Source organism: Ahrensia kielensis DSM 5890 (assembly GCF_000374465.1).
Taxonomy (GTDB): Bacteria; Pseudomonadota; Alphaproteobacteria; order Rhizobiales; family Rhizobiaceae; genus Ahrensia; species Ahrensia kielensis.
Map to the genome: position 1 here is coordinate 321748 of NZ_KB894530.1, position 26464 is coordinate 348211.

Consider the following 26464-nt stretch of genomic DNA (forward strand, 5'->3'; position numbering starts at 1 on the left):
AGACCTAAGAACCTCTGCGGTATCTTATCAAATAGTAACCCAAGACACCAAGAAGTGTCAGCGCTAAACCAAACCATGTAATCGCATATTGCAAATGATTATTGGGCAAGTTGATCATTGTCACGCCGCCAAAAGGCAAGAGTGAACGATTAGAATTGCGGTTTTGGTCAATAAAGAACGGCAGAAATTGATCAGCAGGTTTACCGGTGCGCGCAATCATTGCGTCCATGTCTTTCCAGTGGAAAACATTTTTCTCAATATCGTTTTCTGGAACAACCCAACCCGCTTTTTTTTCAGGAGCTTTACGCGCTAAACCTGTGACATCTTGGGCGAACGAGACCAGCGTTTCAGGACGTGCTTTGGCATCCTTTAGCGCATAAGGCACAAACCCACGATTGACGAAAACATAGCGGTCTTTCTCAAGGTTGAGCGGCGTATAAATATAATAGCCTGACAAGCCGTCAAAAGTTGCAAAGAAATGCTGTTCATTATCGTGGTCGAAATAGCCCTGCGTTTTAACGGGCACATATTCGATATCATCACCGGATTCAAAACGCTTCAGCAAATCAGCTAACGCAATTGGTTCGTCCGCAGTACGCGCTTCAATTGTCGCTAAAAGTTCTTCTTTCCATATAAGCCGCTTCACTTGCCAAGTGCCGAGCGACACCAGAACGGCCAGCGTAATTGTACCAAAGAATAAAGCCAGCAAGAGCCATTTCTTTTTATTGGTAGGTGAAGCTGTTTCTGCTGTCATTTTTGTAGCCTTAAATGCAAACGGGCGACCATGTTTCCATGCCCGCCCGCTTAGCAATATTCAGATCATAATTAGCCGTGGTAAATCGGCGCGCCCCATGATCCCCAGATGTAAATCACGAAGAACAGGAAGAGCCATACAACGTCAACAAAATGCCAGTACCAAGCAGCGGCTTCAAAACCAAAATGCTGTTTAGCTGTGAAATGACCAGCCATGGCACGTAGCAAACAAACGATCAGGAAGATTGTACCGACGAGAACATGGAAGCCATGGAAGCCTGTCGCCATGAAGAATGTCGCGCCATAAAGTGAATCAGAGAATGAATATGGCGCATGCGCATATTCATAAGCCTGAACACCGGTAAACACGACGCCGAGACCAATAGTTAGCGCGAGGCCCCATTTGAGACCAGAGCGATCATTGTGAAGCAGTGCGTGGTGCGCCCAAGTGATTGTTGTGCCAGATAGTAGCAAAAGCAAAGTGTTATAAAGCGGCAAATGTAGAGGGTCGAGAACCTCCATGCCTGCAGGTGGCCACTGACCGCCTGTGTAGCTCATACGGCTTACTTGAATTGCTTCATCATAGAAAATGCTGGCATCAAAAACAGCCCAGAACCATGCCACAAAGAACATAACTTCTGATGCAATAAACATGATCATGCCATAACGAAGATGTATGGACACAACACGTGTATGATGACCTTCATGTGCTTCTTTGACGGTGTCAGACCACCAGCCAAACATTGTATAAAGCACAATTGCGAGGCCAATAAAGAACAGCCACGGATTTGCAAGCGGTAAGCCGAGCAAAGAGAAGTCGTTGCCCTTTCCTGCTTGCATCCAGCCAACTGCGCCAATCATCATTACCAATGCGCCGAATGAGCCGAGAAATGGCCAAGGGCTTGGGTCGATGATGTGATAATCGTGATTTTTTGCGTGTGCGTCAGCCATAAAGACTACCCCCGGTTTCCAGCGATGTCAGATTTTTCATCGCCAAGCTTTGGTGTTTTTGTACTCAATTTTTCTGTTGGTGCAAGTGTTTCAACAGATTGAATTTTGTTGCCGCTTACCGCGCTTATTTGTGCAGGCGCATCGGCTTCATAAAAAGTGTATGACAGAGTGATGGTGCCAATGTTTTTTGTTTCTATAGCGTTGACGATTTCTGGATCAACAAAGAACACAACAGGCATTTCCATGCTTTCGCCTGGCTGCAATGTTGTTTCAGTAAAACAAAAACATTCCATCTTGTTAAAATAGGCGCCTGCGGCTTGCGGCGTTACATTAAAGGTTGCTGTGCCTGTGGTTGGCACTGAAAGCATATTTTGCGCGCTATAAGCAATTTTCGTTTGCTCGCCGATTTTAATCGTAACTTCGCGCTGCAATGGTTTGAACTTCCAACCAAGAGCACTGTCACCAATGTTCGAATCAAAGCGAACATTGATCGTTTTATCAAGAATCGTCTGTGAAGCTGCTTCAGTACGCTGCGTTGTTCCACCATAGCCTGTCACCTTGCAGAACAGGCTGTAAAGCGGAACAGAAGCATAGGCCAAACAAATCATGCCCGTAAAAAATGCGAAGCATGAAAAAGCAAGGCGCGCATTTTTATGCTTGCTGCTTTGGTCTGAAACTGTCTTTTGAACTGTCTCGCTCATTGCTGGTTAAAGCCTCGATTTTGCATAATTGCTGGACCAAATTTTACGACAGTGGCCACATAAAATACACCAACAAAAGCTACTAAACATAGCGCGATCGCAATGTTTCGCGCTTTGCGTGATTTAACTTGCTTGTCGGTCAAGCTCACAAGCTCGATTATTTCACCCTCTTTGTGACGTGCTTCGGCCATTAGAAAATATCTCCTAGAGTGAAGGCAAGACCAAAAGTGCGAAACACAACTGCTTCAACGAGCAATGTGGCAAACACAGCGAACAAAAAGAATATGGAGAAGCCGAACAGATATTTTTCAGCTTTCAAACTTTCATCGGCACCAGCAATCGCCCAGACCTTATAAGTCAGCCACAGAAAGGTGCCCGCGAGCAGCGTTGAAATGACGGCATAGGTAACGCCGCCAAATCCAAGAAATGCAGGCGCAACTGTTACAGGCAACAATAGCGCTGCATAAATGAGCATCTGATCGCGCGTTTTCTTTTCGCCAACAACATTCGGCAACATCGGCACACCGGCATTATCGTAGTCACGCATTTTCCATAGTGCTAGCGCCCAGAAATGCGGCGGGGTCCAAAGGAAGATGATCGCGAAGAGTACCGCACTATCGATAGTCAACGTGCCAGTCACGCAAGCCCAACCGATCATCGGCGGAAAAGCACCAGCAGCGCCGCCAATAACTATATTTTGCGGCGTCGAACGTTTTAGCCAGACGGTATAGATCACGGCATAGAAGAAGATTGTAAAGGCAAGCAGTCCGCCAGCGACCCAATTGGCCACAAGGCCAAGTGTTAGCACAGATAGAACCGATAGAATCACACCGAAGATCAGCGCTTCTGTTGGCGTAACACGGCCCGAAGGAACGGGGCGTTTAACAGTACGGGTCATGACGCCATCAATGTCGGAATCATACCACATGTTTAAAGCGCCAGATGCGCCTGCACCAACAGCAATTGCCAAAACAGAGAAGACGGCGAGGAATGGGTTGATTGCGCCGGGCGCTGCGAGCATGCCAACGAGCGCGGTAAAAACAACAAGGCGCATGACTCTTGGTTTAAGCAGCTCAAAATAATCCGCAGGTGTCGCTTCAGACACACGCGCATCATTTAAAACTATGTCTTCAACCATTGCCATTTAGCTTTGCTCTTTTAAAAAATATCTTGTTTCTTTTGCTACTGCCCGAACCATTTGCATGATCCGGGCAGTGGAAAGTTTTAAATTGCCAATTTGCTTATTTAATGCGCGGCAATTGTTCCCACTGGTGGAACGGCGGCGGTGAAGGCAACTGCCATTCGAGTGTTGTTGCACCCTCGCCCCATGGGTTTGCGCCAGCTTCACGTTTGCGGGCAAATGCCTCAAACACACCCCAAAGGAAGATCAAGACACCAAAGGCAGACAGATAAGAACCATATGATGACACGAGGTTCCAGCCAGCAAAGGCGTCAGGATAATCGATATAACGGCGAGGCATGCCTGCAAGACCAAGGAAGTGCTGCGGGAAGAACAACAAGTTCACGCCAATGAACGTAACCCAGAAGTGAATACGGGCGATCATTGATGAGTACATGTAACCAGTCATTTTAGGGAACCAGTAGTACCATGCGGCAAAGATAGCGAACACAGCGCCCAGTGACAGAACATAGTGGAAGTGAGCAACCACGTAGTATGTGTCATGAAGCGAGCGATCGAGACCAGCATTGGCAAGCTGCACGCCCGTTACACCACCAACGGTGAACAGGAAGATGAAGCCGATTGCCCAAAGCATTGGTGAACGCATCTCAATAGAGCCGCCCCACATTGTGGCGATCCAAGAGAAGATTTTCACGCCTGTTGGCACGGCAATAACCATTGTTGCGAATACGAAGTAACGCTGAGTATCGAGTGAAAGGCCAACTGTGTACATGTGGTGCGCCCACACGATGAAGCCGACAACACCGATAGCAACCATCGCGTAAGCCATGCCCAAATAGCCAAATACTGGCTTCTTAGAGAATGTTGAAACGATGTGGCTGACAATACCGAATGCAGGCAAAATCAAAATATACACTTCAGGGTGACCAAAGAACCAGAACAAGTGCTGGAACAAGATCGGATCACCACCGCCATCTGGTGCAAAGAATGCTGTACCAAAGTTACGGTCTGTCAAAAGCATTGTGATCGCGCCAGCAAGTACCGGCAACGAAAGAAGAAGCAAGAAAGCTGTGATCAATACAGACCATGCAAACAACGGCATTTTGTGCAGGGTCATGCCCGGCGCACGCATGTTGAAGATTGTCGTAATGAAGTTGATTGCACCAAGGATAGATGATGCACCAGCGATATGAAGCGACAGGATAGCAAAATCGACCGCAGGACCAGGCTGACCTGACGTTGAAAGCGGCGGATACATTGTCCAGCCACCGCCAACACCAAAGGCACCAGGTGCAGAAGGCATAAACATTGAAATCAGAAGCAAGATGAATGCCGGAGGCAACAACCAGAACGAGATATTGTTCATGCGAGGGAATGCCATGTCCGGCGCACCGATCATGATCGGCACCATCCAGTTAGCAAAACCACCAATAAGCGCTGGCATAACCATGAAGAAGATCATGACCAGACCATGGCCGGTGGTGAACACATTATACATGTGCTTACCGGCATCGAGTGCAGCATCGCCCTCTACACCATAAACCATTGAAGCAAGACCATGGAAGATCTGAATGCCCGGTTCAGCGAGTTCCCAGCGCATCATAACGGAAAGGAAACCACCGAATACGCCTGCACAGATCGCGAAGATCAAATAGAGCGTGCCGATATCTTTATGGTTTGTCGAGAATACCCAGCGGCGAATAAAGCCCTGTGGTTTGTGATCGTCATGTGCACCATGTGCTACTGCGTCAGCCATGTAATTGTGCTCCTAAAAGGTCTTTAAAACTAATCTTATTCAGCGCTTGCGAGCTTATTTTTTGCTTCGAGCGAAGCCATGAGGTTTTTATTTGCCTCATCAAGGCTTGCCTTTGCTGTACCTGCCCAAGCTTCATAATCCGCTTTTGAAACAGCACGAACGGCGATTGGCATAAACGCGTGGTCTTTGCCGCAAAGCTCTGAACACTGGCCATAATAAAGGCCTTCTTTTTCCACGTTAAACCAAGTCTCGTTCAAACGGCCAGGAACCGCGTCCATTTTAATGCCAAAAGAAGGCATTGCCCAGTTATGCAAAACATCACCAGCAGTCACGAGAATACGAACGGTTGTATTAACAGGCACGACAACTTCGTTATCAACAGCTAGCAAGCGCGGATATACAGAAAGGTCTTCTTTACCTGCAGGGCGACCATCTTCTGGCAACAGAAGTGCGTCAAAAGAGATCGCATCTTCTTCTGTTTCGCCAATCTGGTACTCATAGCCCCAATACCACTGGTATCCGGTTGCTTTGATGGTCAGCTCGGCTTCACTTGGCGGCGTGAACTGACGCTCAAGAAGCTGAAATGATGGAACAGCCAAGAACAAGAGAATGATAACTGGCGCAACAGTCCAGACGACCTCAATCATTGTATGGTGGCTTGTACGTGATGGAATTGGATTAGCTTTGGCGCTAAACTTCACGATTACATAGATCAGAAGTGCCAATACCAACAAGGTGATCGGAATGATGAACCACAATGTGTATTCTTCAAACCAAATGATTTCACGCATAATGTCTGTCGCAGGCTCCTGAAAACGATACTGCCAAGGAGTTGGCTGATCGGCATAGGCCGCAACAGGCGCAAAAAGCCCTGTTAAAGATGTAAGTGCCAGTGCGGCACGGCGAGTCGTAGAATTGAACACGCTTTATTCTCCCGAATTGGACGGAATCGGATTCCGGCCACGTTTACTCGATTTATGGTAGGTCTTTACACTCTAAAGCAATCCAATCGCAACCATATGTGTGGCCAAATTGTGCGTCATTTGATCGCTACGCACCAGTTTTCCCACAGAGTCACACTATAACCGCCCACACAAATGCGGCAACAATCACTTTTTAACGCTTTACGCCATCTTTTTGCCGTGCTCAGGACCGCATAACAACGCCATCGGGGGGATCAATTGAAGACGCTATCAACTTGCGGTTTCTTTTAATCGCCTGTCGTCGTAAAAATAACCGTGGCGATTCGTGACGATTGCCTATTGGTCAATACCAACACATTAGATGGTTTATTCGCTTAATGATAAAATCGCTTACCAGTTTCAAATCTTCCCTCACGGCTTTTGCAGCAAGTGCTGTCATTTTAATGACTGCATTGGCACCTCAAAGTGCTAGCGCTCAACAAGGTATTGTTCGCTCTACACATGGCGCTTGGTCAATCATTTGCGATACACCGGCAGGTGCTTCAAGCGAACAATGCGTATTGATGCAAAATGTCATCGCGGAAGATCGTCCAGAGCTTGGCCTATCTGTCATCGTTGTCAAAACCGCCGATAAGAAAGCCCGCATCTTGCGCGTTCTAGCGCCATTAGGGGTTTTGCTTCCAAACGGCCTTGGCCTCAACATTGATGGCAAAGACATCGGACGTGCATATTTTGTACGCTGTTTTGCAGATGGATGTTACGCGGAAGTCATCTTGGAAGATTCACTTCTCAGCAATTTCCAAGGCGGAACAGGCGCTACATTCATCGTGTTCCAAACACCTGAAGAAGGCATCGGCATACCTGTGGACCTGTCCGGGTTTACAGAAGGCTTTAATGCGCTGCCTTAAAGTGACAAAACCTTGGCTGATCTATTTATCAGCCTTCGTTTTCTCGCCAGCTCTGGGGTAATAGGCTTTCAATGCGAGTGACAAAGCGCTTGGAAAATTCTGCCCCACGCCCTTCTGCATACAAACCAAAGGTTCTACTGGCCACTCGAAATTAACATTCATCCGGCCTATGTACGTTTATATTATACAACTAGCCGGAGTGCTTCATGTCAGCCGTACCTAACCTGCTCGATCAGTTTGATATTTCAGAAGAACGCGTAAGAGCACTGGTCTCTAACGCACTTACCAAAGCTGATGACGGCGAACTCTTTATGGAATATTCCGAAGGAGAAGTGCTTGGCTTTGATAATGGGCGTTTAAAAACCGGCTCATTCAACACATCGTCCGGCTTCGGGCTGCGCACTGTCGCTGGTGAGGCTGTCGGTTATGCTGAAAGTGATAATTTTTCAGAAGGTGCCCTTCTGCGTGCCGCAGATGCTGTAAGCGCTGTTACAGCCAATCATTCAGGCACTTATTCCGACGCTCCGCAGCGCACAAACAAAAAGCTTTATGTTGATGGCAACCCAATTGGTGAGCCTTCATTCGAAACCAAAGTAAAGCTGCTACAAGACATTGATGCTTATGTTCGCGGCAAAGACGAACGTGTACGGCAGGTTTCTGCATCGCTTGCCGCCTCTTGGCAGGTTATCGAAATTCTGCGCGCCGATGGGCATTTGGCAAAAGACATACGCCCAATGGTGCGCGTTAATGTGTCAGTTATTGTTGGTGAAGGTGACCGGCAAGAAACCGGTTCGCATGGTATGGGCGGGCGGCAATTATTCGGTGATTTTATCGCAACCGATACATGGCAACAAGCATCAGATAATGCGCTGCGCCAAGCGCTGGTTAATCTTGAAGCGCGCCCTGCTCCAGCTGGTACAATGGATGTGGTGCTGGCCAATGGGTGGCCAGGTGTGATGCTGCATGAAGCTGTGGGCCATGGACTTGAAGGTGATTTCAATCGCAAAGGCACATCTGCTTTTGCAGGTCTTATGGGGCAGCAAGTTGCCGCTAAAGGCGTGACAGTGGTAGATGATGGCACGATTGATAATCGTCGCGGCTCATTATCCATTGATGATGAAGGCACTCCATCTGGTTATAATGTCCTGATTGAGGACGGCAAACTTGTTGGCTATATGCAAGACAGGCAAAATGCCCGCCTAATGGGCATGAAACCGACGGGCAATGGCCGCCGTCAATCTTATGCTCATGTGCCAATGCCGCGCATGACTAATACTTACATGCTTGCTGGCGACAAAACTTCTGAAGAGATCATCTCATCGGTAAAGCGCGGCTTATATGCTGTGTCATTTGGAGGCGGACAGGTGGATATCACATCTGGTAAATTCGTCTTCGGCGCTACCGAAGCCTATATGATCGAGGATGGTAAAATCACTTATCCGGTCAAAGGTGCGATGATGATTGGTAACGGTCCTGATGCCATGCACCGCGTTTCAATGGTCGGCAATGATCTTGCACTCGATAATGGCGTTGGCACTTGTGGTAAAGCTGGACAAGGTGTTCCCGTTGGCATTGGCCAGCCACATTTGCGCATGGACCAGATGACGATTGGTGGCACCGAGGCTTAAGCCTTGGACCACACATTTGATAAGAGCGGCTTACCTAGCGACGTATAAAAGGCGTTGAGCTTTTTGCGCCTTCTTTTAGCTGGCCATTCTCATCAAAATCATCGTCTGCGTTAAACGTAATCATTGGAAGCGTATCGAAATTGGTGACTAACTCAGCTTGAGCTTTAAGTGTTTTCTGCAATCGAGTTTCAAGCTCAACGAGACGGTCGCCGCGGTTATACCCATGTACCCGATGCGCAAAGACCGGTTTCAAAACATCAAAACCACAATAGCGCAGCGTATATGCCGATGGCCAAAGCAACATATTGGCATCAGCCTCTTTGCCATGCGGAGCGCTTTCAAGTTCACTTGATCCGGTGGTCACGCAGAACAGCGCTTTCTTGCCAAGACACATGCCATTGTCGAAACGCTCTTGGACATTATGAAGCGCGCCATGTGCCAAAACTCTATCAAACCACCCCTTTAGAATTGCAGGCGGCCCGAACCACCACATTGGGAAATGGAAAATGAGGCGATCGGCTTTTTTGATTTTTTCAATCTCAGCAGCAATTTGCGGTCGCAATTTGTTTTGTGCTGCAGCTTGCTCCTGCGCTTTTAGCGGATCAAAAGGGCCATCGTGATCAATGTAAAAATCAGCTCGCTCCGCAGGATCAAATCCCATGCGGTATAAATCCGACCATAGAACTTCATCACCAAGTGCCTGAGCAGCGCTAGCAGATGCTGCGGCCCAATTGGCATTAAAGGATGTGACTTCTGGATGAGCAAGAATAATGAGTGTGGTTGTCAAACGGCTCTCCTATCGAGCCGTTATTAACACTCGCCTATTCAAATGCAAATTTTCCTCACATTTATTCAGCCCCTTATGGGGTGATTTTAGCGATTTGCTATAACGTACTCAAACATAGCATCTATAAAGTGAGATAGTGCACGCCCGACGAACGGACGCGCGACCTAATTATCTACTTCTTTTTCGGCTGTGCATTCATCGGGGATGCAGCGCCTATCTTCAAACCGCCGCTTACAGGTGCTGCCGCAGCAGTCACTTTTTCCTTTTTAGGCTTTCGAGCTTCTTTGTTGCCGCGTATTTGACCTTTGGCCATGGCAATATTCCTTTAAAAAACACCCGGATCGGGCACGCGAGAGCTTACACCCTGTCGTTGCCTCAAATATGGAGGAATTGCGGCGAAGAAAAATATATGTAATTCGACATATCTGTTTCAAAGTGATGCTCAACCATGACCTATGCTATACCGGCTCCAAGCCAACCAACTCTTGTGATCAACGGTTCAGATGATCTGTTTCCAGCCAGACGCATTTATTGTATCGGCCGCAACTATGCCGAACATGCGCGCGAAATGGGCCATGACCCTGATAAGGCCCCACCATTTTTCTTTGAAAAACACCCCTCTTGCCTGCTTACAGGTGAAGGCCAACTGATTTTTCCATACCCTTCTGCGACACAAGATGTTCACCATGAGATCGAGCTTGTTGTTGCTTTAAAAGCAGGCGGAAAAGATTTGAGTGCAGAAGAAGCCGATAAAGCGATCTTTGGTTATGCGGTTGGCGTTGATCTCACCCGCCGCGATCTTCAAGCGGAAGCCAAGAAGCAAGGACGCCCATGGGCGGTCGCAAAATCTTTTGATTATTCTGCGCCCTGCTCCGCACTTACCTGCATCGACAATCCTAATGATATTGCAAACGCAAAAATCTGGCTCGATAGAAACGGCGAACGCGTACAGACAGGCACACTCGATCAGATGATCTGGTCTGTGCGCGATGCAATTGCCTATCTGTCGACTTTGTTTGAGTTGTTCCCTGGCGATCTTATTATGACCGGAACACCTGCTGGCGTTGGGCCTGTGGTGAGCGGTGATATATTGCAAGGCGGCGTAGAGGGCGTTGGAGAAGTTCAGTTCTTGGTCAAATAGGTCAACACTACAGCGCTAGCCCAATAGAAAATGGCCGCATAAGAGCGGCCATTATTTGTTTCAGCATTCACTTGGCGAACAAAGCCGCATCAAGCGATGGCTTTAAGTGTCACCACATTCGTTTTTGCTGCTTCCTCGAAATAGTCAGTCCAAAGGCCATCACGAATTTGCTGCGCTAAAAGGTCTACAAACATATTGTTTGGCATTGGCTTTCCAAACAGGAACCCTTGAACCAACTGACAGCCTTCATTGCTCAAAGCAGACAAATGCGCCTCTGTTTCAACACCTTCGGCAAGCACAGGTATTTTCAAGCTGTTGCCCAAAATCATTGTTGATTTCAAAATCGCTGCAGAATGTTCGTTATGATCAATGTCTTTGATAAACTCGCGGTCAATCTTGATCTTATCGAATGGAAAATTGTGCAATGTAGCCAGTGTGGAATAGCCAGTACCATAATCATCCATAGCAATCAGCACGCCGAGTGCCTTCAATTTCTTGATGATTTTTAGTGCTTGTGAAGCATCTCCAATAATACCGCTTTCTGTCACTTCTAGTTCAAGACGTGATGGCTCCAAGCCTGTTTCGTCCAGAACGTCCTTTACGATATCTGCGAATGAAGGATCGGCAAGTTGTTTGGCTGCAACATTGACCGCGACTTTAATCGGCACACTCCATTTTGAGGCAACAGTACACGCTTCTCTTAGCACCCAAGTGCCAAGCTCATTGATGAAACCTGTTTCTTCCGCAATTGGAATGAACACATCGGGCGTAACGTTGCCGCGCGCAGGGTTATGCCAACGCAGCAGCGCTTCAACACCGGTAATTTTACGTGTTTTAGCGTCATTTTGAAGCTGATAATGAACCGTTAGCTCTTCATTCTCGATTGCAGAGGCAAGCGCTGTCGCCAAGGTTGCACGCTCTCTATTGGCGCTATCCATAGCTTTGTTATACCCAACAACACAATCTTTACCGCTGCTCTTGGCGTGATACATCGCCAAATCAGCCTGCTCGAGCAATTTGATCGGGTTTTCACTATCCCAAGGGAACATTGAAAAGCCGAGGCTGGCTTTTGTTGAAATATCGGCATCATTCCACATAATGGGCTGACGTATCGCCCTCAAAATACGTTCTGCAAATTCGGAAGCATCATTTTTGTCAGAGACGCCCGACTTGAGTGCAACAAACTCATCACCGCCAAAGCGACCAATCATTTCACCGGGCTGAAGATTTTGTGAGACATTCGTGCTGATAGTTTTAAGTAAGTGGTCGCCTGCGGCATGGCCATGAACATCATTGATGCTCTTAAAGCGGTCCAAATCAATACCTACCACTGCAACGCCATGATTTTCTGGCAATGGCGCCAAGATAAAATCTTTCAGGTATTTTTCGCATCCGTGGCGGTTTGGAATGCCCGTCAAAGGATCATGTAGCGCAAGGTATTTATAATGCTCAGATGTTGCGCTTTCATTCTTCATATCAATCATGCTGGTAATGAATGTCGTTAGGTACAAACATCCCATTAGAACGATAATACCTGAACCAAGCGCAGCATCAGAAACGAGCTTTTCAACTTCAATGTTCATATTGGCAGGTATGAGCGTTAAACCGCTCATACTCGTAAAATGCATCGAAGCAACAGCAACAACAAAGGCGGCTGCGCTCCAGTAATTGTAGTGTTTTGTGATTTTTCTAGCCGTTATGGATACGCAAGCTACGCCGACAAATACACCAAGCACAATCGAAGCGATCACAGTGGCAGTGTCCCATTGTATGCCGCCTTGGATCTTCATTGCGGACATACCTGTATAGTGCATCACACTAACACCTAAGCCTAAGACAGCACCGCCAAGTTCAATAAGCACAGAATTTGATTTTCGTGATGCAATCGCAAAACCAAGCATTGTTGTGCAAACGACAATAATCAAAGAGGCAATTGTGAGCGTCAGATCATAGCCGAGAATAAGATCACTCTTATAGGCCAGCATGGCAACGAAATGCGTACTCCAAATGGTGCCGCCACCAATCATGCCGGCCAATATCAACCAAAGCCGCTGGATTTCATTTCTGGTATCTCGTGCCCGTTCAAACAGGCGTACAGTCACAATCGATCCAATCAATAGGATAACGACTGCACACGCCAATAAAATTGGATCATGAAGGTATACGACACAGTTGAAAAGTTTTTGCATAAATCCACCGCTTTGTTTCGTGTGCTGTGGAGTGTTTCTAGTAAATTCAATGTTAAAAACGGACGCAAGTTCTTCTAAACTGTGCACAGATGGCACTCAAAAGGGCCGGATAAAGAATACTATAGTTGATGAACGTTTAAGAGAACCACTCAAATACAAGACAATGGTGCTAAGCCCGCGCTTTCTCTGCAATGCATCATAATATTTTAAAATGTCAGTAGAATTGCCGCTTTTATATAACGTGTAATTGTTTTGTGGCCTTAAGCACCTAAATAAGCAGCTCTAAGGGGACACGCATGAACAATAACGCTGATATTCTGATCGACATCAAAAATATTACAAAGAAATATGACAACGGCTTCACAGCGCTGGATGATGTGAGCCTGCAAATTAAGAAGGGCGAAATCATTGCCCTTCTCGGCCCAAATGGTGCGGGTAAGACAACGCTTATTTCTACCATTTGCGGCATTATAACACCGACATCCGGTAGCATTAGTGTGGGTGGTTTTGATACATTAAAAGATTACCGCGACACACGCAAAATGATTGGCCTTGTTCCGCAAGAACTAACGACCGATGCTTTTGAAACTGTGTTTGATACTGTGTCATTCACGCGCGGTCTTTTTGGCAAGCCGCGTGATAATTCAATCATTGAGAAAATACTGAAAGATCTTTCTCTTTGGGACAAAAAAGACAACAAGCTGCGCGAATTATCTGGCGGCATGAAGCGCCGCGTTTTGATTGCCAAAGCTTTGTCGCACGAACCAGACATTTTATTCCTTGATGAGCCAACAGCAGGTGTTGACGTCGAGCTGCGTAAAGATATGTGGAACGTTATGCGTGCGCTTTCAAAAACCGGCGTCACCATCATTTTGACCACCCACTATATTGAAGAAGCAGAAGAAATGGCGGACCGTATCGGCGTTATTTCCAAAGGGCGTATATTGCTGGTGGAGCAAACCTCAGAACTCATGCGCAAACTTGGTCATAAGGAAATGATCGTTGAGATTAGCGAACCGCTGGATACGCTACCTGCTTCGCTTCAAGCATTTGATTTGACTTTGTCTGATGATCGCAAATTTATTACTTATTCTTACAACGCCAACCAAGAGCATCCAGGGATTACACGCCTGCTCAAGGCTCTCATCGATGCAGACATACGTACAACCGACATATCAACGAAGCAAAGTTCGCTTGAAGATATTTTCGTCAACTTGGTGAGGGACGCAGCATGAACATTCACGCGATATCTTCAATTTACAGATTTGAAATGAACCGCATGTGGCGCACGATGGGCCAATCCATTGTTTCGCCAGTTATATCAACATCACTGTACTTCATTGTATTTGGGGCTGCTATTGGCCGTCAGATGGGCGAAATTGATGGCATTTCTTATGGTGCATTCCTCGTGCCGGGCTTAGTCATGCTCTCCTTGCTGACACAATCCGTATCGAATGCAGCATTCGGCATCTATTTTCCGAAATTCACCGGCACGATCTATGAAATACTTTCAGCGCCGGTTTCAGCATTGGAAATTGTCATCGGCTATGTTGGCGCCGCAGCAACCAAGTCGCTGATCCTTGGCGTAATCATCATGCTGACAGCAACATTATTCGTGGACTTGAAAATCGCACATCCATTTTGGATGCTGTTTTTCCTCGTGCTTACAGCAACTACATTTTCGCTGCTCGGCTTTATAATCGGAATCTGGGCTGATGGCTTTGATCAATTGCAAATCGTGCCGCTTTTAATCATTACGCCACTGACATTTCTGGGCGGAAGCTTTTATTCCATCAAAATGTTGCCGGAGTTTTGGCAAACTGTAACGCTTGCCAATCCCGTGCTTTATCTTGTTTCCGGTTTCCGGTGGAGCTTTTATGAGATTTCAGATGTGAGCCCAGGAATTTCAATCGCAATGATTTTAGTATTCCTGAGCCTGTGTGCCGGTATAGTCTATTGGATATTCAAAACCGGTTACCGTATCAAAAGTTAAGCTGCTTGCGCTTGGCCGTTGACCGCGTTTTCAACGGCCTTTCGTGCCCACTGCTTGATTTCTTCTTCAAGCTGCTCGTTATGTTTGCGAAGTTCTTCAACTTCACTATCAACTTTATCACGTTCTGCCTGATGGATTGCATCAAGCTCAGCTTTGAGTTTTTTGTTCTCTTCGATGAGAGATTCTTTATCGTTACCGCTCATCATGTCGATTGTATTTTCAAGCGAGGCAAAACGTGATGCGGTCTTGCTCTGAAACTGTGTAAATGCCGCGATAGCATCTTCACTGTTTCCAATAGATGCGCTGGCTCCAGCCTTAGGCATTGTGAAAATGGCTGCGATAGAAAAGATTGCAAAGGTTGCAACCGGAATAGCGGTGAGTGATCCGAGCATCGGTGCCAAGCCCATATGGCCGACATCAAAAGTTGCCGCAAACAAAACAGTTGCGCTCAAGACAGATGATACGCTGAAAACTTTATGAAGCAGTGGTCCCAGCCCACCCTTTTTCTTTTCATCTTTCGTTACAGTTTCTGCTTTTTTATTCGCGGTCATCTACGATTCCCCAGACAGTGCGGCACGATGGCCGACTGACAAAATCAATGTCGATTATTTAACATACCGCATATTGTTAGGCTTAGCGGTTATGAGCACGCATCATGCTTCTCTTCAGAGGCTCATCGTCAACTTAAGATAGTGGGGTTTATGAAGCGTTAACCATGGCTTTGATGAACGTTGAATTATGGATAAAAACGCGTTTTATCCCAAACTGCATTTGCATCCTGACGGCTAAAGATAATTCGGTCATGAAGCCTGAACATGCCGTCTTTCCAAAACTCAATATAGGTCGGAATAATACGAATGCCGCTCCAATGTTCTGGACGGGGAATTTCGCCAATGGCGAATTTGGCGGTGTATTTGGCGACTTCTTTTTCAAGAGCAAATCGGCTCTCCAGTGGACGTGACTGCTTGGATGCCCATGCACCGATGCGGCTGCCGCGCGCACGCGACTTATAATAATCGTCGGCCTCCTGGTCCGTAACGATTTCAATTTCGCCGCGCACCCTCACCTGCCTGCGCAAGCTTTTCCAATGAAAGCACATCGCTGCCTTTTTCTGACCAATGATTTCTTCGCCCTTTTGGCTTTCAAAGTTGGTATAGAAAACGAAACCGCGCTCATCGAACCCTTTGAGCAGAACCATACGCACATTCGGCAAACCATCGGCATCAACACTTGCAAGTGCGGTCGCATTTGGATCATTTGGTTCAGACTTTTCAGCCTCAGACAACCATTCTTGAAATGTCACAAAAGGATCGGTTGCCTCTGAAATGTCACGACTTGTTAACTTAGTATCAGTCATACTTAACCTTGGACTTATTATGGGTTATTGCGAGTAATGCTATCCACACATACATGTGATCTATTGTCGGCGAAGGTCAAGGTTTCGATTGTACCTGCGGCAATATTGTGCGTTGTGAGCATGCTCTCGGGATGCGCTATTGGCACCAATGCGATTGACGATGCGCTTACAACGTCCTCCATTTCCATCGCAGACAGCACGCCCACCATTTCAAACGATCCGTTCAGCAAAATCGACTCTCAAACAGATGCCGCAACATCCGATAAATTGCTGGATGAAGATACAATACGTTTAGCTGTGACAGCTGCAGACATGTCGAAGGTGAAAACCGAAGGACTATCTTGGGCCAATGAAGCGACAGGGTCTTCTGGCAACATTACGAATATTGCACAGCGCGAAGAATCTGGCCAAACTTGTCGCAGCTTTAATGCAACGCGCACCTCTTATGATGGGGTAACATTATACCGAGGTGCCGTTTGTCTTGACAAAAAATCGGGCTGGTGGACGCGTTCACTCGCACCGCTTAGTTAGTTGGATTTGTAAGATGCACTGGAATTTTATGCGGACTACCTCCATATAGAATGTGAAGTGTTTACAAAAAAGCGAGTAATTGTCGATGCGTGATCCATACGCAGTTCTAGGTGTGTCAAAAAGCGCAACAGCTGGCGAGATCAAATCCGCCTTCCGTACGCTTGCGAAAAAATACCATCCAGATGCCAATAAAGATGACCCAAAAGCAAAAGAGCGTTTTAGCGAAATCTCTTCGGCCTATGAAATTCTAGGCGATGAAAGCAAACGCAAGCAGTTTGATCGCGGTGAAATAGATAGTGACGGCAGAGAAACCCACGGCTTTGGCGGTGGCGGCGATCCTTTTGGCGGGTTCCGTCAACGCGGCGGATCTGGCGGCGCTGGGTTTGACCCCGAAGATATTTTGAAAACTATGTTTGGCGGCGGCTCTGCGCGTGGTGGTTTTGGCGGCGCAGATCCATTTGGTAGCGCACGCCCACGTCAACGCCAGGCCCAACCACAAAAAGGCAAAGACATTGAAGTTTCGCTTCCTGTCACTGCCAGCGACATTCTAAATGACGGAAAAGCGAAGCTCAAACTGCCGGACGGTCGCACTGTTGCTGTGACTATTCCCGTTGGCGTTGAAAATGGTCAAGTCATCCGCTTGAAAGGTCAAGGACATGCTTCACCAACGGGGCACCGCGGCGACATTTTAGCAAAAGTTGCTTTCAAAACGGAAAATGGCGTTCGAATTGAAGGCCCTCATGTTGTGATGGATGTTGATGTTCCTCTTGCAACAGCAGTAATGGGTGGAAAAGTCACTGTTGCAACGCCTCAGGGCAAAATTGCCTTAAAAGTTGCTCCTTGGTCCAATTCTGGCACTGCAATGCGCCTTAAAGGGCGTGGTTTGCCTAAAAAAGCCAATGGAAACGGTGATTTGATCGCAATTTTGCGCATCCTGATGGATGATAATGACCGCACAGCGCTCGAAACTATATTCGATAGACGCAATGAAACGGTGGAACCTTAACGTAAATACTTGAACCTGCTTGATGCTTTGGAATCTCTATGCGATATGCTCCTCAATTCTTAAACAATTGACATAGCAGGAGAACCGCATGTCTATCGGCTCGGGTATCATGAAAGGCAAGCGCGGCCTTATTATTGGCCTTGCGAACAACCGTTCAATGGCATGGGGCATAGCGAAAGCTTGCGCCGACCAAGGCGCTGAACTTGCTCTGACCTATCAAGGCGACGCAATCAAGAAACGTGTAGAGCCGCTAGCTGAAGAGCTCGGCGCGATGCTCGCTGGCCATCTTGATGTGACCGATGTTGATAGTGTTGAGGCTGTCTTTAGCCATTTGGAAAAAACTTGGGGCCGTTTGGACTTTTTGGTTCATGCCGTTGGTTTTTCCGACAAGAACGAACTTACAGGCCGCTATGTAGACACGTCACATAGCAATTTCATGATGACGATGGATATTTCCGTCTATTCGCTTACACGTCTCGTTAAACGCGCTGAGCCATTGATGAGCAATGGCGGTTCTGTTGTCACATTGACCTATTATGGCTCAGAGCGCGTGATGCCTCACTATAATGTAATGGGCGTTGCAAAGGCAGCACTTGAAGCGAGTGTTCGCTATCTTGCTGTTGATCTTGGCCCTAAAAACATTCGCGTCAATGCAGTTTCTGCTGGTCCAGTAAAAACACTTGCCGCATCTGGTATCGGTGATTTCCGTTATATTTTGAAATGGAACGAATATAATTCTCCGCTACGCCGTACAGTGACGATTGACGAAGTTGGCGATTCAACGCTCTATTTGCTTTCAGATCTTTCGCGCGCAGTGACCGGCGAATGTCACCATGTTGATAGCGGCTATCATGTTGTTGGCATGAAAGCTGTTGATGCACCGGACATTGAAAAAACATAACGCTTAGAACTTATAAGGCCATTCCTCATGTTAATCCCACCACATCCGTTCTTCATGATTAGACATGGCGAAACGGATTGGAACCGCGAAGGCCGCTTCCAAGGCCAAGTTGATATTGACCTCAATGAACTTGGCCGCAGCCAAGCGGCTGGCAATGGCAAAGCACTGGCTGCCCTTATTGATCCGTCCCAATGGGCGTTCATTTGTAGCCCTATGTCTCGCACACGCGAGACAATGGAGCTTATCAGAGAAAATATGGGCCTGCCCCGCGAAGGCTATACTATCGATGAGCGGCTTATTGAAGTGACATTTGGTGATTGGGAAAAGCATACATTAGTCGATATTGATGCGAAATGGCCTGAGCAAGCAAAGCTTCGCCAAGAAAATAAATGGGAATATGTGCCGCCAAATGGCGAGTCATATCGCGCAGCTGCCGAGCGCATGCGCCCCGTTCTTGAAAACCTCAAGCAACCATCTGTTATTGTTACACATGGCGGCATCATTCGCGGAATGCGGGTTTATATTGAAGGCACAAATCCTGATGATACCGCGCACGGCGCCACACCACAGGACCAGCTATATTTTTATGATGGCGATGAAGGTGGCTGGCTTGATAAAGACGATGGAGCAGAGGCTTAAATCATGTCACATAATAGTTTTGGCCATCTATTCCGCGTTACAACTTGGGGCGAAAGCCACGGCCCAGCGCTTGGGTGTGTCATTGATGGCTGCCCTCCGGGGATAGAGTTTACCGTGGCCGAAGTTCAGGCCTATCTTGATAAGCGTAAGCCTGGGCAATCAAAATTTACCACGCAGCGCCGTGAAGCTGACGAAGTAAAAGTTTTGTCAGGCGTCTTGCCAAAAGATGATGGCGTAACTCTTGTTACGACTGGAACTCCGATTTCTATGATGATCGAGAATACCGATCAGCGCTCCAAAGACTATTCAGACATTGCCAAGCGCTATCGGCCCGGCCATGCCGATTACACCTATGACGTAAAATACGGCATTCGTGATTATCGCGGTGGAGGGCGTTCATCTGCGCGGGAAACGGCTGCCCGCGTTGCTGCTGGCGCGATTGCACGTAAAGTCGTACCGGGCATGATTGTGCGCGGCGCAATGGTTGCTATGGGCACCGAAGAAATCAACCGCGATAATTGGGATTGGGATCAAATTGATCAGAACCCGTTTTTCTCGCCCGATGCAAGTTCAGTGGACCGTTTTGCAGATTATCTCGATGGTATCCGCAAGCAAGGCTCTTCCGTTGGTGCTGTGATCGAGATTATTGCGGAAGGTGTTCCTGCAGGTTTGGGTGCGCCTGTCTACTCCAAACTGGATCAAGATATAGCGTCATATTTGATGAGCATAAATGCTGTTAAGGGCGTTGAAATTGGCAACGGTTTTGAAGCCGCGCGTATCACGGGCCCTGAAAACGCCGATGAAATGCGCATAGGCAAAGACGGCAAGCCTGTGTTCTTGTCGAACCATGCAGGCGGCATTCTAGGCGGCATTTCAACGGGTGAAGCTGTTGTGTCGCGCTTTGCAATTAAGCCGACATCATCCATGCTCACGCCAACTAAATCTATTAACGCCGACGGCGAAGAAGTCGACGTTGTCACCAAAGGTCGCCATGACCCATGCGTTGGGATTCGTGCTGTGCCAATTGGCGAAGCAATGGTTGCCTGTGCGATAGCAGATCATTATTTACGTCACCGCGGTCAAACCGGTCGAATTTAGGAATCAATCAATGCCATATGATCAAGCAAAAGTTGTCGAAGCTATTCGCGCTTTCGAACGCGGTGAAGCGGTTGTTGTCATGGATGATGATGGCCGCGAAAATGAAGGTGATTTGATCTGCGCAGCAGTTCATACAACGCCGGAACTCATGGCGCTTATGGTGCGTCACACATCCGGCATTATCTGTGCCCCAATGACAGTTCAAGATGCTAAACGGCTAAACCTTCAACCGATGGTGGCTGAAAACACTGATGCGAAAGGCACCGCCTTCACCGTATCTGTAGACTATAAACATGGCACGACAACAGGCATTTCTGCCGACGATAGAACGCTTAGTGTTCGCAATCTTGCCAACCCAAATGCTGGCGCGGATGATTTTAGCAGGCCCGGCCATGTGTTCCCGCTCGTTGCCCGCGAAGGCGGCGTGTTGATGCGTTCAGGCCATACGGAAGCTGCTGTTGATCTGTGTAAACTTGCAGGATTGCCAACTGTTGGCGTGATTTCGGAGCTGGTAAATGATGATGGCAGCGTTATGCGCGGGCCACAGGTTTCTGCCTTTGCTAAAGAGCATGGCTTCTTGGAAGTTTCCGTTGCTGATCTGATTGCCTATCGTCAGCGCAAAGAAACCCTTATCGAACATATTGAAGAAGAAATTGTCGAAACCGCTGCTGGCAAAGCCGTTGCGCGCACCTATAGATTGCCTTGGGACCCGATGCAGCACCTTGCCATTGTTGCAGGTGATATTCGTGACGGTCATGACATTCCGGTCCGCTTGCACCTTGAAAGCGTTGTCGATGATGTTTTTGGCAAAAAGCGCGAACCGATTGAACAGCTTCAGTCCATGGTTGAGAAATATGGACGCGGTGTCATTGTCTATCTACGTGAAGGCTCCGTTGGCGTTGCAAAAGGCGGCGGACGTCCACATGGCGAAGACCATGCAGAAGCCCAAGAGCGTGAAAGCGAATGGCGTGAAATCGGTTTGGGTGCTCAAATCCTCAAGGATTTAGGTGTCACCTCTATCAAGCTCTATTCATCACGCGAGCGCCGCTATATCGGCCTTGAAGGTTTTGGCATTGAAATTTCTTCTACAGAAATCATGGATAGCTAGTGACGTCTGCTACGCATCGATCATTTTAACAGAATGAGAGTGATGCGTGATTGCTTAGTAGAGAGCGGTGGAAAGAGTTTAACGAACTGGTTCCCTCGCGCTAAAAATACGCTATGTAGCAATTATGGTTACGCGTTATTATGAGCACGACATTTTCAAAGAACACGTCACGCCGCCCGGTCACCCCGAGCGCGTGGATCGTTTGCGTGCGCTTGAAACGGCACTAACGGCCGAACAATTCGACACATTAGATCGCCAACAAGCGCCCATTGCTGATGAAAGTGCAATACTTCTGGCGCACCCTGAAGAATTTTTGCTTCGTGTAAAAGCTCAGATACCTGAAGAAGGTATTGCCCGCATCGATGCCGATACCGTTGTTTGCCCTCAAAGCCTAAACGCTGCAATGCATGGTGTTGGTGCGTCTATGGCCGCCGTAGATGATGTTTTTTCTGGCGCTGCTGACAATGTGTTTGTTGCATCGCGCCCACCTGGCCACCATGCAGAGAAAAACACCGCTATGGGTTTTTGTCTGTTTAACAATGTTGCTATTGCCGCACGTCACGCTCAGAAAAAGCACGACGTAGAACGTGTAGCGATCATTGATTGGGATGTTCACCACGGCAACGGTACACAAGATATATTCTGGGATGACCCGACAGTTCTTTACTGCTCTACCCACCAAATGCCGCTCTATCCCGGCACTGGTGCAAAAGGCGAAACCGGCTCAAAGAACACAATTTGTAATGCGCCACTTAATGCTGGCGATGGCGGTGATAAGTTTCGAGCGGCTTTCAAAGATCGCGTTATGCCTGCGGTACAAAATTTTGAGCCGGATCTCATTATCATTTCCGCAGGCTTTGATGCCCATTACCGTGATCCACTTGCGCAGCTTAATCTTGACGATGAAGACTTTGATTGGGCAACAGGGCGTATGATGGAGCTCGCCGACCGATTTTGCTCCAATCGCCTTATCAGTGTTCTGGAAGGCGGATATGATTTAGAAGGGTTAGCTGTTTCTGGCGCTGCCCACATACACAGAATGATGCGAGGCTAAATGAGCGACCAACAACAACAAACTATAGACCCTTATACACTTTCCTTTGAACGTGCACTGAAAGAGCTTGAAGGCATTGTTGACCGCTTAGAACGCGGCGATGTGGAACTCGAAGAAAGCATTACGATTTATGAGCGCGGCGAAGCTTTGCGCAACCGCTGTGATGCGCTTCTCAAGTCTGCTGAAATGAAAATCGAAAAGATTAAAGCTGGCCGCGACGGACAAGCCAATGGCACCGAACCTCTTGACGGCTAAAATGTTTATTCACGGGCGCTGTTAGGCTTCTGATAACCGAAAGTTTTCAGATTTTTTTAGCCCCGTTTCTTTGCGTGAAAATAACCTGAGCCATGTAGACCAATCCTCGAGTAAGGGGATTGGTATAATGACTTTCAAGAACGCTACTAAAAGCGTCGGATTGTCAATTTGGGGCGCTTTGACGATTGCTGTACTATCTAGCACAGCAGCCAAGGCTGAACCTAAATATGACGAAACGCTCGCACGAAAAATTGCGACACATGTCGCTGAAAAGCTAGGCGAATTGCGCTCTGGATTTGAGCCACATGAAACGCCTATGTTTGTGACATCACAAGATATCAAGCAAAAACGTATCACTGACACGCTTGAACAAGAAGGCATGAAGCTAATCAAGCCGGTTAGCTTTCTTCCCGAGCAACCAAAAAACGGTGATTTTGTTTATGCCAGCTATGAGCCACGTTCCGTGCGTATCGTTTATGATGGTATCATAATTCAAAACTGAGCGTAATTTACTTGCCATCGACTAGCGGCGTCTGCCACTAGTCGCTTATGGCATATACAGACACCACAGATCATATCCGGCTCGACAACCTGCTTGTCGAATTGAAACACTTCACAAGTCGTAGTCGCGCGCTTGATGCAATTAAACGCGGCACCATCTTTGTTGATGGAAAGCTCGCGAAAAAAGCCTCGGTGCTCGTTCACCCAAAGGCTGACATTCGTATTGATGATCCAGCCCAACATTATGTATCGCGCGCAGCTTTGAAACTGGTTGCAGCATTAGATCACTTTAAAATTGATCCGGCAGACAAGAATTGTCTTGATGTTGGCGCATCGACCGGTGGATTTACGCAAGTATTGCTCGAACGTGGCGCTGCGCACGTGATTGCGCTTGATGTCGGCCATGATCAATTGGATGAGACTTTAAGAGCTGATGAGCGCGTCACTGTTTTTGAAGGCCTCAATGCCCGTGATCTTGAAGAACAACATCTTGGCGATCATTTACCAGACATCATCGTTTCAGATGTGAGCTTTATCTCACTCAAACTTGCTTTACCGCCTGCCCTTGAATTGGCAGCGACTGGTGCGCTCTGTATTCTTTTGGTCAAACCGCAATTTGAGGTTGGGCGCGAAAATGTTGGCAAAGGCGGCATTGTTACGCCTGAACTGGGCGAAACAGCATCTAAGGATTTGGAAGCTTGGCTTGGTTCGCTACAAGGTTGGCGCACCACCGGCATCATCGCATCGCCGATCGCTGGCGGCGATGGCAATCAGGAATATCTTTTGACAGGACGAAAAGATGGCTAGTCAGACACTTGAAGTAAAATCGCTTGGAGCGCTTGGCGACGGTATCGCTGCCAATGGTGTTTTTGTACCGGGTGCATTGCCGGGCGACGTGGTCGAAGCCAATGTTGAAAAAGGTCGCGCCTCTGTTCGCACATGGCAGATCAAAAGCGATTTGCATGTCACACCAGTCTGCAAGCATTTTGGCGACTGTGGTGGCTGCAAGATGCAGCACTTGGATATGGCTGCCTATAGCGCGTGGAAAGCATCTTTGGTTTCAGATGCGCTCTCACAGGAAGGCATTCATATTGACCTTCAGCCAATGGTCACTTGCGAACCAAATTCTCGTCGCCGCGCTGTTTTTTCAGTAGTCGTGAAAGATGAAGGTGTTGATGTTGGATTTCAGCGCGCTGGGTCAAACCATGTCGTTGCGATCGAAGAATGCCACGTCATTACAGAACGTTTGGCGGGCGCAACCCAAACCATTGGCCAACTGGCAAAAACCTTTCAGCCACGCGGCAAAACAGCAAGCTTTACTGTTCTTGATACCAGAACGGGCTTTGATGTGAGCGTTTCGGGCGATTACAAACTGAAAGACAATGATCGCCGTGCCATTAGTGCATTCGCTGTAAAAACAAAATTAGCACGCGTTACAGTCAATGGTGAAACAATCATTGAAAATAACCGGCCGATGCTGAGCCTTTCAGGGTTTGATGTTGCACCACCAGCGGGCGGATTTGTGCAAGCTGTACAAACAATTGAAGATGTTATGGTTCAGCTCGTCTGTGACCATTTAGCGAAGTGCAAACGCATTGCAGACATCTTTTCCGGTAGTGGCACATTCACACTTCCGCTGGCGCGCATCGGCTCTGTCGTTGCGGCAGAAGGAGAAGCAGCAGCACTTAATGCGCTTGATCGCGCATGGCGCGAGGCTGCAGGCAAAGGTTTAAAGCCACTCAAAACAGAAAAGCGCGACCTGCATCACCGTCCATTCATGGCCAAAGAATTGGAATTGATGAAAACGCAAGGCGCTGTGTTTGACCCGCCGCGGGCTGGCGCTGAAATGCAAGCCAAAGAACTGGCCAAATCAAAAGTTAAGCGCATCGCGGCTGTCTCATGTAATCCGACGACGCTGGCACGCGATCTTCGCATCTTAATTGATGGCGGCTACACTTTGCAATCTGTCACACCGCTGGATCAGTTTTTATGGTCTCCGCATGTTGAGGCAGTTGCTCTGCTTGTTCGCGGAAAAGGATAATTCATGCACTGGCTTTTTTTGGCGATAGCGATCACGGGAGAGATTATCGGCACAACTGCGCTGAAAGCTTCAAACGGATTTACCAATCTAGGGTCGAGCGTTATCGCCGTGATTGGCTATGGTGTCGCATTTTATTTTCTTGCGCTTGTATTAAAGACTATTCCCGTCGGTATTGCCTATGCGATTTGGTCCGGTGCTGGTGTCGCAATTATTGCGCTTATTGGCCTTGTTGCCTTTGGTCAAAAGCTCGATATAGCCGGAATAATTGGCATTAGTCTCATCGTAATCGGTGTGATTGTGCTCAATGTTTTTTCAAACACAACCGCACACTAATTTCGACAAAAAAACTACTTTTTGCGGGTCATGAAAGCCATGAAAGCAGCTTGCGCTTCTTGTGATTTAAGCTGCGCAGCAAACAGTTTGCCTTCTTCTAATATCCGCGCTTTGACGGTTTCAACGTCTGGACGCATAAGCCGTTTGGCATGAGCCATGGCTTGCGGTGCACGCGCGGCAAGCTTCTCAGCTGTTTCCGCAACCATGCTTTCTAAAACATCGGCCTCAACAACTTTATAAATCAAGCCAGCATCCAGCGCTTGTTGCGCTTTAAGCGCTTCGCCCATAGCCAATAATGCGTAGGCACGTTGATGCCCCATAATGACAGGCGCAAGCAGGCTGGAGGCCGCCTCAGGCACCAGTCCCAAATCCACGAAGGGTGTTTTGAAAACCGATTGCGGCGTCGCAAATGTCAAATCGCAATGCATATGGATTGTCGTGCCAATGCCAATCGCCAGTCCATCGACACCGGAAACAAACGGTTTTTTCAAGCTTGCCATGCAATTCAGAAAGTCGAAAACTTCTGTTCCCATATCGCCCGATGCAGCAAATGCCATAAAGTCTTGCAGATCATTACCAGAAGAAAAAGCGCCGGGTGTTCCCAATATAACATGGCACCGTATCGCATCATCAGCTTCACCAACTGATAAAGCAGCCGTCATTTGCGCATACATGTCGCGGGTAATGGCGTTCTTTTTGTCTGGCCGATTAAAGCGAATTGTCTGCACCGCACCTTGTGTCGATACTAATATGTGGTCGCTCATAATAA

At 47.7% G+C, this 26464-nt stretch carries 30 protein-coding genes; 17 read left to right on the forward strand and 13 right to left on the reverse strand.

Going from position 1 to position 26464, the window contains the following annotated elements; genetic code table 11:
• Positions 1-4: 4 nt before the first annotated feature.
• From C504_RS0110940 to coxB, 7 genes are all read right to left on the reverse strand, one after another.
• A complete protein-coding gene (locus C504_RS0110940) occupies positions 5-754 on the reverse strand; it encodes an SURF1 family protein (protein WP_018689382.1) in 750 nt (249 codons plus the stop codon).
• 71 nt (positions 755-825) lie between these two features.
• Complete coding sequence (locus C504_RS0110945; RefSeq protein ID WP_018689383.1) at positions 826-1704, reverse strand: cytochrome c oxidase subunit 3; 879 nt, start codon at positions 1702-1704, stop codon at positions 826-828.
• Positions 1705-1709: 5 nt separating this feature from the next.
• On the reverse strand, positions 1710-2405 hold the full coding sequence (locus tag C504_RS0110950; protein ID WP_018689384.1) for a cytochrome c oxidase assembly protein: 696 nt from the start codon (positions 2403-2405) through the stop codon (positions 1710-1712).
• A complete protein-coding gene (locus tag C504_RS17715; RefSeq protein WP_018689385.1) occupies positions 2402-2596 on the reverse strand; it encodes a PHD finger domain-containing protein in 195 nt (64 codons plus the stop codon). The genes C504_RS0110950 and C504_RS17715 overlap by 4 nt, the downstream gene beginning before the upstream one ends.
• A complete protein-coding gene (locus C504_RS0110960; RefSeq protein ID WP_018689386.1) occupies positions 2596-3549 on the reverse strand; it encodes a heme o synthase in 954 nt (317 codons plus the stop codon). The genes C504_RS17715 and C504_RS0110960 overlap by 1 nt, the downstream gene beginning before the upstream one ends.
• Positions 3550-3646: 97 nt before the next feature.
• Positions 3647-5302 (reverse strand): cytochrome c oxidase subunit I, encoded by a 1656-nt coding sequence (gene ctaD, locus C504_RS0110965; RefSeq protein ID WP_018689387.1) that lies wholly within the window; start codon positions 5300-5302, stop codon positions 3647-3649.
• 35 nt (positions 5303-5337) lie between these two features.
• Positions 5338-6225, reverse strand: coding sequence for a cytochrome c oxidase subunit II (gene coxB, locus C504_RS0110970; protein ID WP_018689388.1), 888 nt, complete (start codon positions 6223-6225; stop codon positions 5338-5340).
• 377 nt (positions 6226-6602) lie between these two features.
• Here coxB and C504_RS0110975 point away from each other — a divergent pair, with 377 nt between their 5' ends.
• Positions 6603-7133, forward strand: a complete 531-nt coding sequence (locus tag C504_RS0110975; protein WP_026317406.1) for an invasion associated locus B family protein — start codon at positions 6603-6605, stop codon at positions 7131-7133.
• Positions 7134-7339: 206 nt separating this feature from the next.
• Entirely contained in the window at positions 7340-8761 is a 1422-nt protein-coding gene (tldD, locus tag C504_RS0110980) for a metalloprotease TldD (RefSeq protein WP_018689390.1), read from the forward strand.
• A 34-nt stretch (positions 8762-8795) separates the two neighbouring features.
• Here the strand turns inward: tldD and C504_RS0110985 are convergent, their stop codons facing one another.
• Together C504_RS0110985 and C504_RS18855 are read right to left on the reverse strand one after the other, a co-directional pair.
• A complete protein-coding gene (locus tag C504_RS0110985) occupies positions 8796-9548 on the reverse strand; it encodes an NAD(P)H-dependent oxidoreductase (RefSeq protein WP_018689391.1) in 753 nt (250 codons plus the stop codon).
• Positions 9549-9720: 172 nt separating this feature from the next.
• A complete protein-coding gene (locus tag C504_RS18855; protein ID WP_018689392.1) occupies positions 9721-9861 on the reverse strand; it encodes a hypothetical protein in 141 nt (46 codons plus the stop codon).
• Positions 9862-9996: 135 nt separating this feature from the next.
• Between C504_RS18855 and C504_RS0110995 the strand changes: the two genes are divergently transcribed.
• Positions 9997-10689 (forward strand): fumarylacetoacetate hydrolase family protein, encoded by a 693-nt coding sequence (locus C504_RS0110995; protein WP_018689393.1) that lies wholly within the window; start codon positions 9997-9999, stop codon positions 10687-10689.
• 89 nt (positions 10690-10778) lie between these two features.
• On the opposite strand, the gene C504_RS17720 is transcribed toward C504_RS0110995, so the two are convergent.
• Positions 10779-12878: a putative bifunctional diguanylate cyclase/phosphodiesterase gene (locus tag C504_RS17720; RefSeq protein ID WP_018689394.1), complete on the reverse strand. Its 2100-nt coding sequence runs from the start codon at positions 12876-12878 to the stop codon at positions 10779-10781.
• Between the two features lie 296 nt (positions 12879-13174).
• Between C504_RS17720 and C504_RS0111005 the strand changes: the two genes are divergently transcribed.
• Together C504_RS0111005 and C504_RS0111010 are read left to right on the forward strand one after the other, a co-directional pair.
• Positions 13175-14113 carry an ABC transporter ATP-binding protein gene (locus C504_RS0111005; protein WP_018689395.1) on the forward strand — a complete coding sequence of 313 codons (939 nt, stop codon included), beginning with the start codon at positions 13175-13177 and terminating at the stop codon, positions 14111-14113.
• Positions 14110-14871, forward strand: coding sequence for an ABC transporter permease (locus C504_RS0111010; protein WP_018689396.1), 762 nt, complete (start codon positions 14110-14112; stop codon positions 14869-14871). The genes C504_RS0111005 and C504_RS0111010 overlap by 4 nt, the downstream gene beginning before the upstream one ends.
• Here C504_RS0111010 and C504_RS0111015 read toward each other — a convergent pair.
• On the reverse strand, positions 14868-15422 hold the full coding sequence (locus C504_RS0111015; protein ID WP_018689397.1) for a hypothetical protein: 555 nt from the start codon (positions 15420-15422) through the stop codon (positions 14868-14870). The genes C504_RS0111010 and C504_RS0111015 overlap by 4 nt on opposite strands.
• A 185-nt stretch (positions 15423-15607) precedes the next feature.
• Complete coding sequence (gene pdxH / locus C504_RS0111020; protein WP_018689398.1) at positions 15608-16228, reverse strand: pyridoxamine 5'-phosphate oxidase; 621 nt, start codon at positions 16226-16228, stop codon at positions 15608-15610.
• Positions 16229-16264: 36 nt separating this feature from the next.
• Between pdxH and C504_RS18360 the strand changes: the two genes are divergently transcribed.
• From C504_RS18360 to C504_RS0111080, 12 genes are all read left to right on the forward strand, one after another.
• Positions 16265-16759 carry an RT0821/Lpp0805 family surface protein gene (locus C504_RS18360; RefSeq protein WP_018689399.1) on the forward strand — a complete coding sequence of 165 codons (495 nt, stop codon included), beginning with the start codon at positions 16265-16267 and terminating at the stop codon, positions 16757-16759.
• Positions 16760-16844: 85 nt separating this feature from the next.
• The gene (locus tag C504_RS0111030; RefSeq protein ID WP_018689400.1) at positions 16845-17765 is read left to right on the forward strand and encodes a DnaJ C-terminal domain-containing protein; all 921 of its coding nucleotides are present in this window, start codon (positions 16845-16847) and stop codon (positions 17763-17765) included.
• A gap of 88 nt (positions 17766-17853) precedes the next feature.
• A complete protein-coding gene (gene fabI, locus C504_RS0111035; RefSeq protein ID WP_018689401.1) occupies positions 17854-18666 on the forward strand; it encodes an enoyl-ACP reductase FabI in 813 nt (270 codons plus the stop codon).
• A gap of 27 nt (positions 18667-18693) precedes the next feature.
• Complete coding sequence (locus C504_RS17730) at positions 18694-19305, forward strand: histidine phosphatase family protein (protein WP_018689402.1); 612 nt, start codon at positions 18694-18696, stop codon at positions 19303-19305.
• A gap of 3 nt (positions 19306-19308) precedes the next feature.
• On the forward strand, positions 19309-20403 hold the full coding sequence (aroC, locus tag C504_RS0111045) for a chorismate synthase (RefSeq protein WP_018689403.1): 1095 nt from the start codon (positions 19309-19311) through the stop codon (positions 20401-20403).
• A gap of 10 nt (positions 20404-20413) precedes the next feature.
• On the forward strand, positions 20414-21511 hold the full coding sequence (gene ribB, locus C504_RS0111050) for a 3,4-dihydroxy-2-butanone-4-phosphate synthase (protein WP_018689404.1): 1098 nt from the start codon (positions 20414-20416) through the stop codon (positions 21509-21511).
• A 124-nt stretch (positions 21512-21635) separates the two neighbouring features.
• A complete protein-coding gene (locus tag C504_RS0111055) occupies positions 21636-22565 on the forward strand; it encodes a histone deacetylase family protein (protein ID WP_018689405.1) in 930 nt (309 codons plus the stop codon).
• The gene (locus C504_RS0111060) at positions 22566-22820 is read left to right on the forward strand and encodes an exodeoxyribonuclease VII small subunit (RefSeq protein ID WP_018689406.1); all 255 of its coding nucleotides are present in this window, start codon (positions 22566-22568) and stop codon (positions 22818-22820) included. It begins immediately after the preceding gene.
• A gap of 127 nt (positions 22821-22947) precedes the next feature.
• Positions 22948-23322, forward strand: coding sequence for a hypothetical protein (locus C504_RS0111065; protein WP_018689407.1), 375 nt, complete (start codon positions 22948-22950; stop codon positions 23320-23322).
• Positions 23323-23369: 47 nt separating this feature from the next.
• Complete coding sequence (locus C504_RS0111070) at positions 23370-24128, forward strand: TlyA family RNA methyltransferase (RefSeq protein WP_018689408.1); 759 nt, start codon at positions 23370-23372, stop codon at positions 24126-24128.
• A complete protein-coding gene (locus C504_RS0111075; RefSeq protein ID WP_018689409.1) occupies positions 24121-25362 on the forward strand; it encodes a class I SAM-dependent RNA methyltransferase in 1242 nt (413 codons plus the stop codon). The genes C504_RS0111070 and C504_RS0111075 overlap by 8 nt, the downstream gene beginning before the upstream one ends.
• Before the next feature lie 3 nt (positions 25363-25365).
• Positions 25366-25695 carry a DMT family transporter gene (locus tag C504_RS0111080; protein ID WP_018689410.1) on the forward strand — a complete coding sequence of 110 codons (330 nt, stop codon included), beginning with the start codon at positions 25366-25368 and terminating at the stop codon, positions 25693-25695.
• A 14-nt stretch (positions 25696-25709) separates the two neighbouring features.
• Here C504_RS0111080 and C504_RS0111085 read toward each other — a convergent pair whose 3' ends face one another.
• The gene (locus C504_RS0111085) at positions 25710-26459 is read right to left on the reverse strand and encodes a crotonase/enoyl-CoA hydratase family protein (RefSeq protein WP_018689411.1); all 750 of its coding nucleotides are present in this window, start codon (positions 26457-26459) and stop codon (positions 25710-25712) included.
• Positions 26460-26464: the final 5 nt, after the last annotated feature.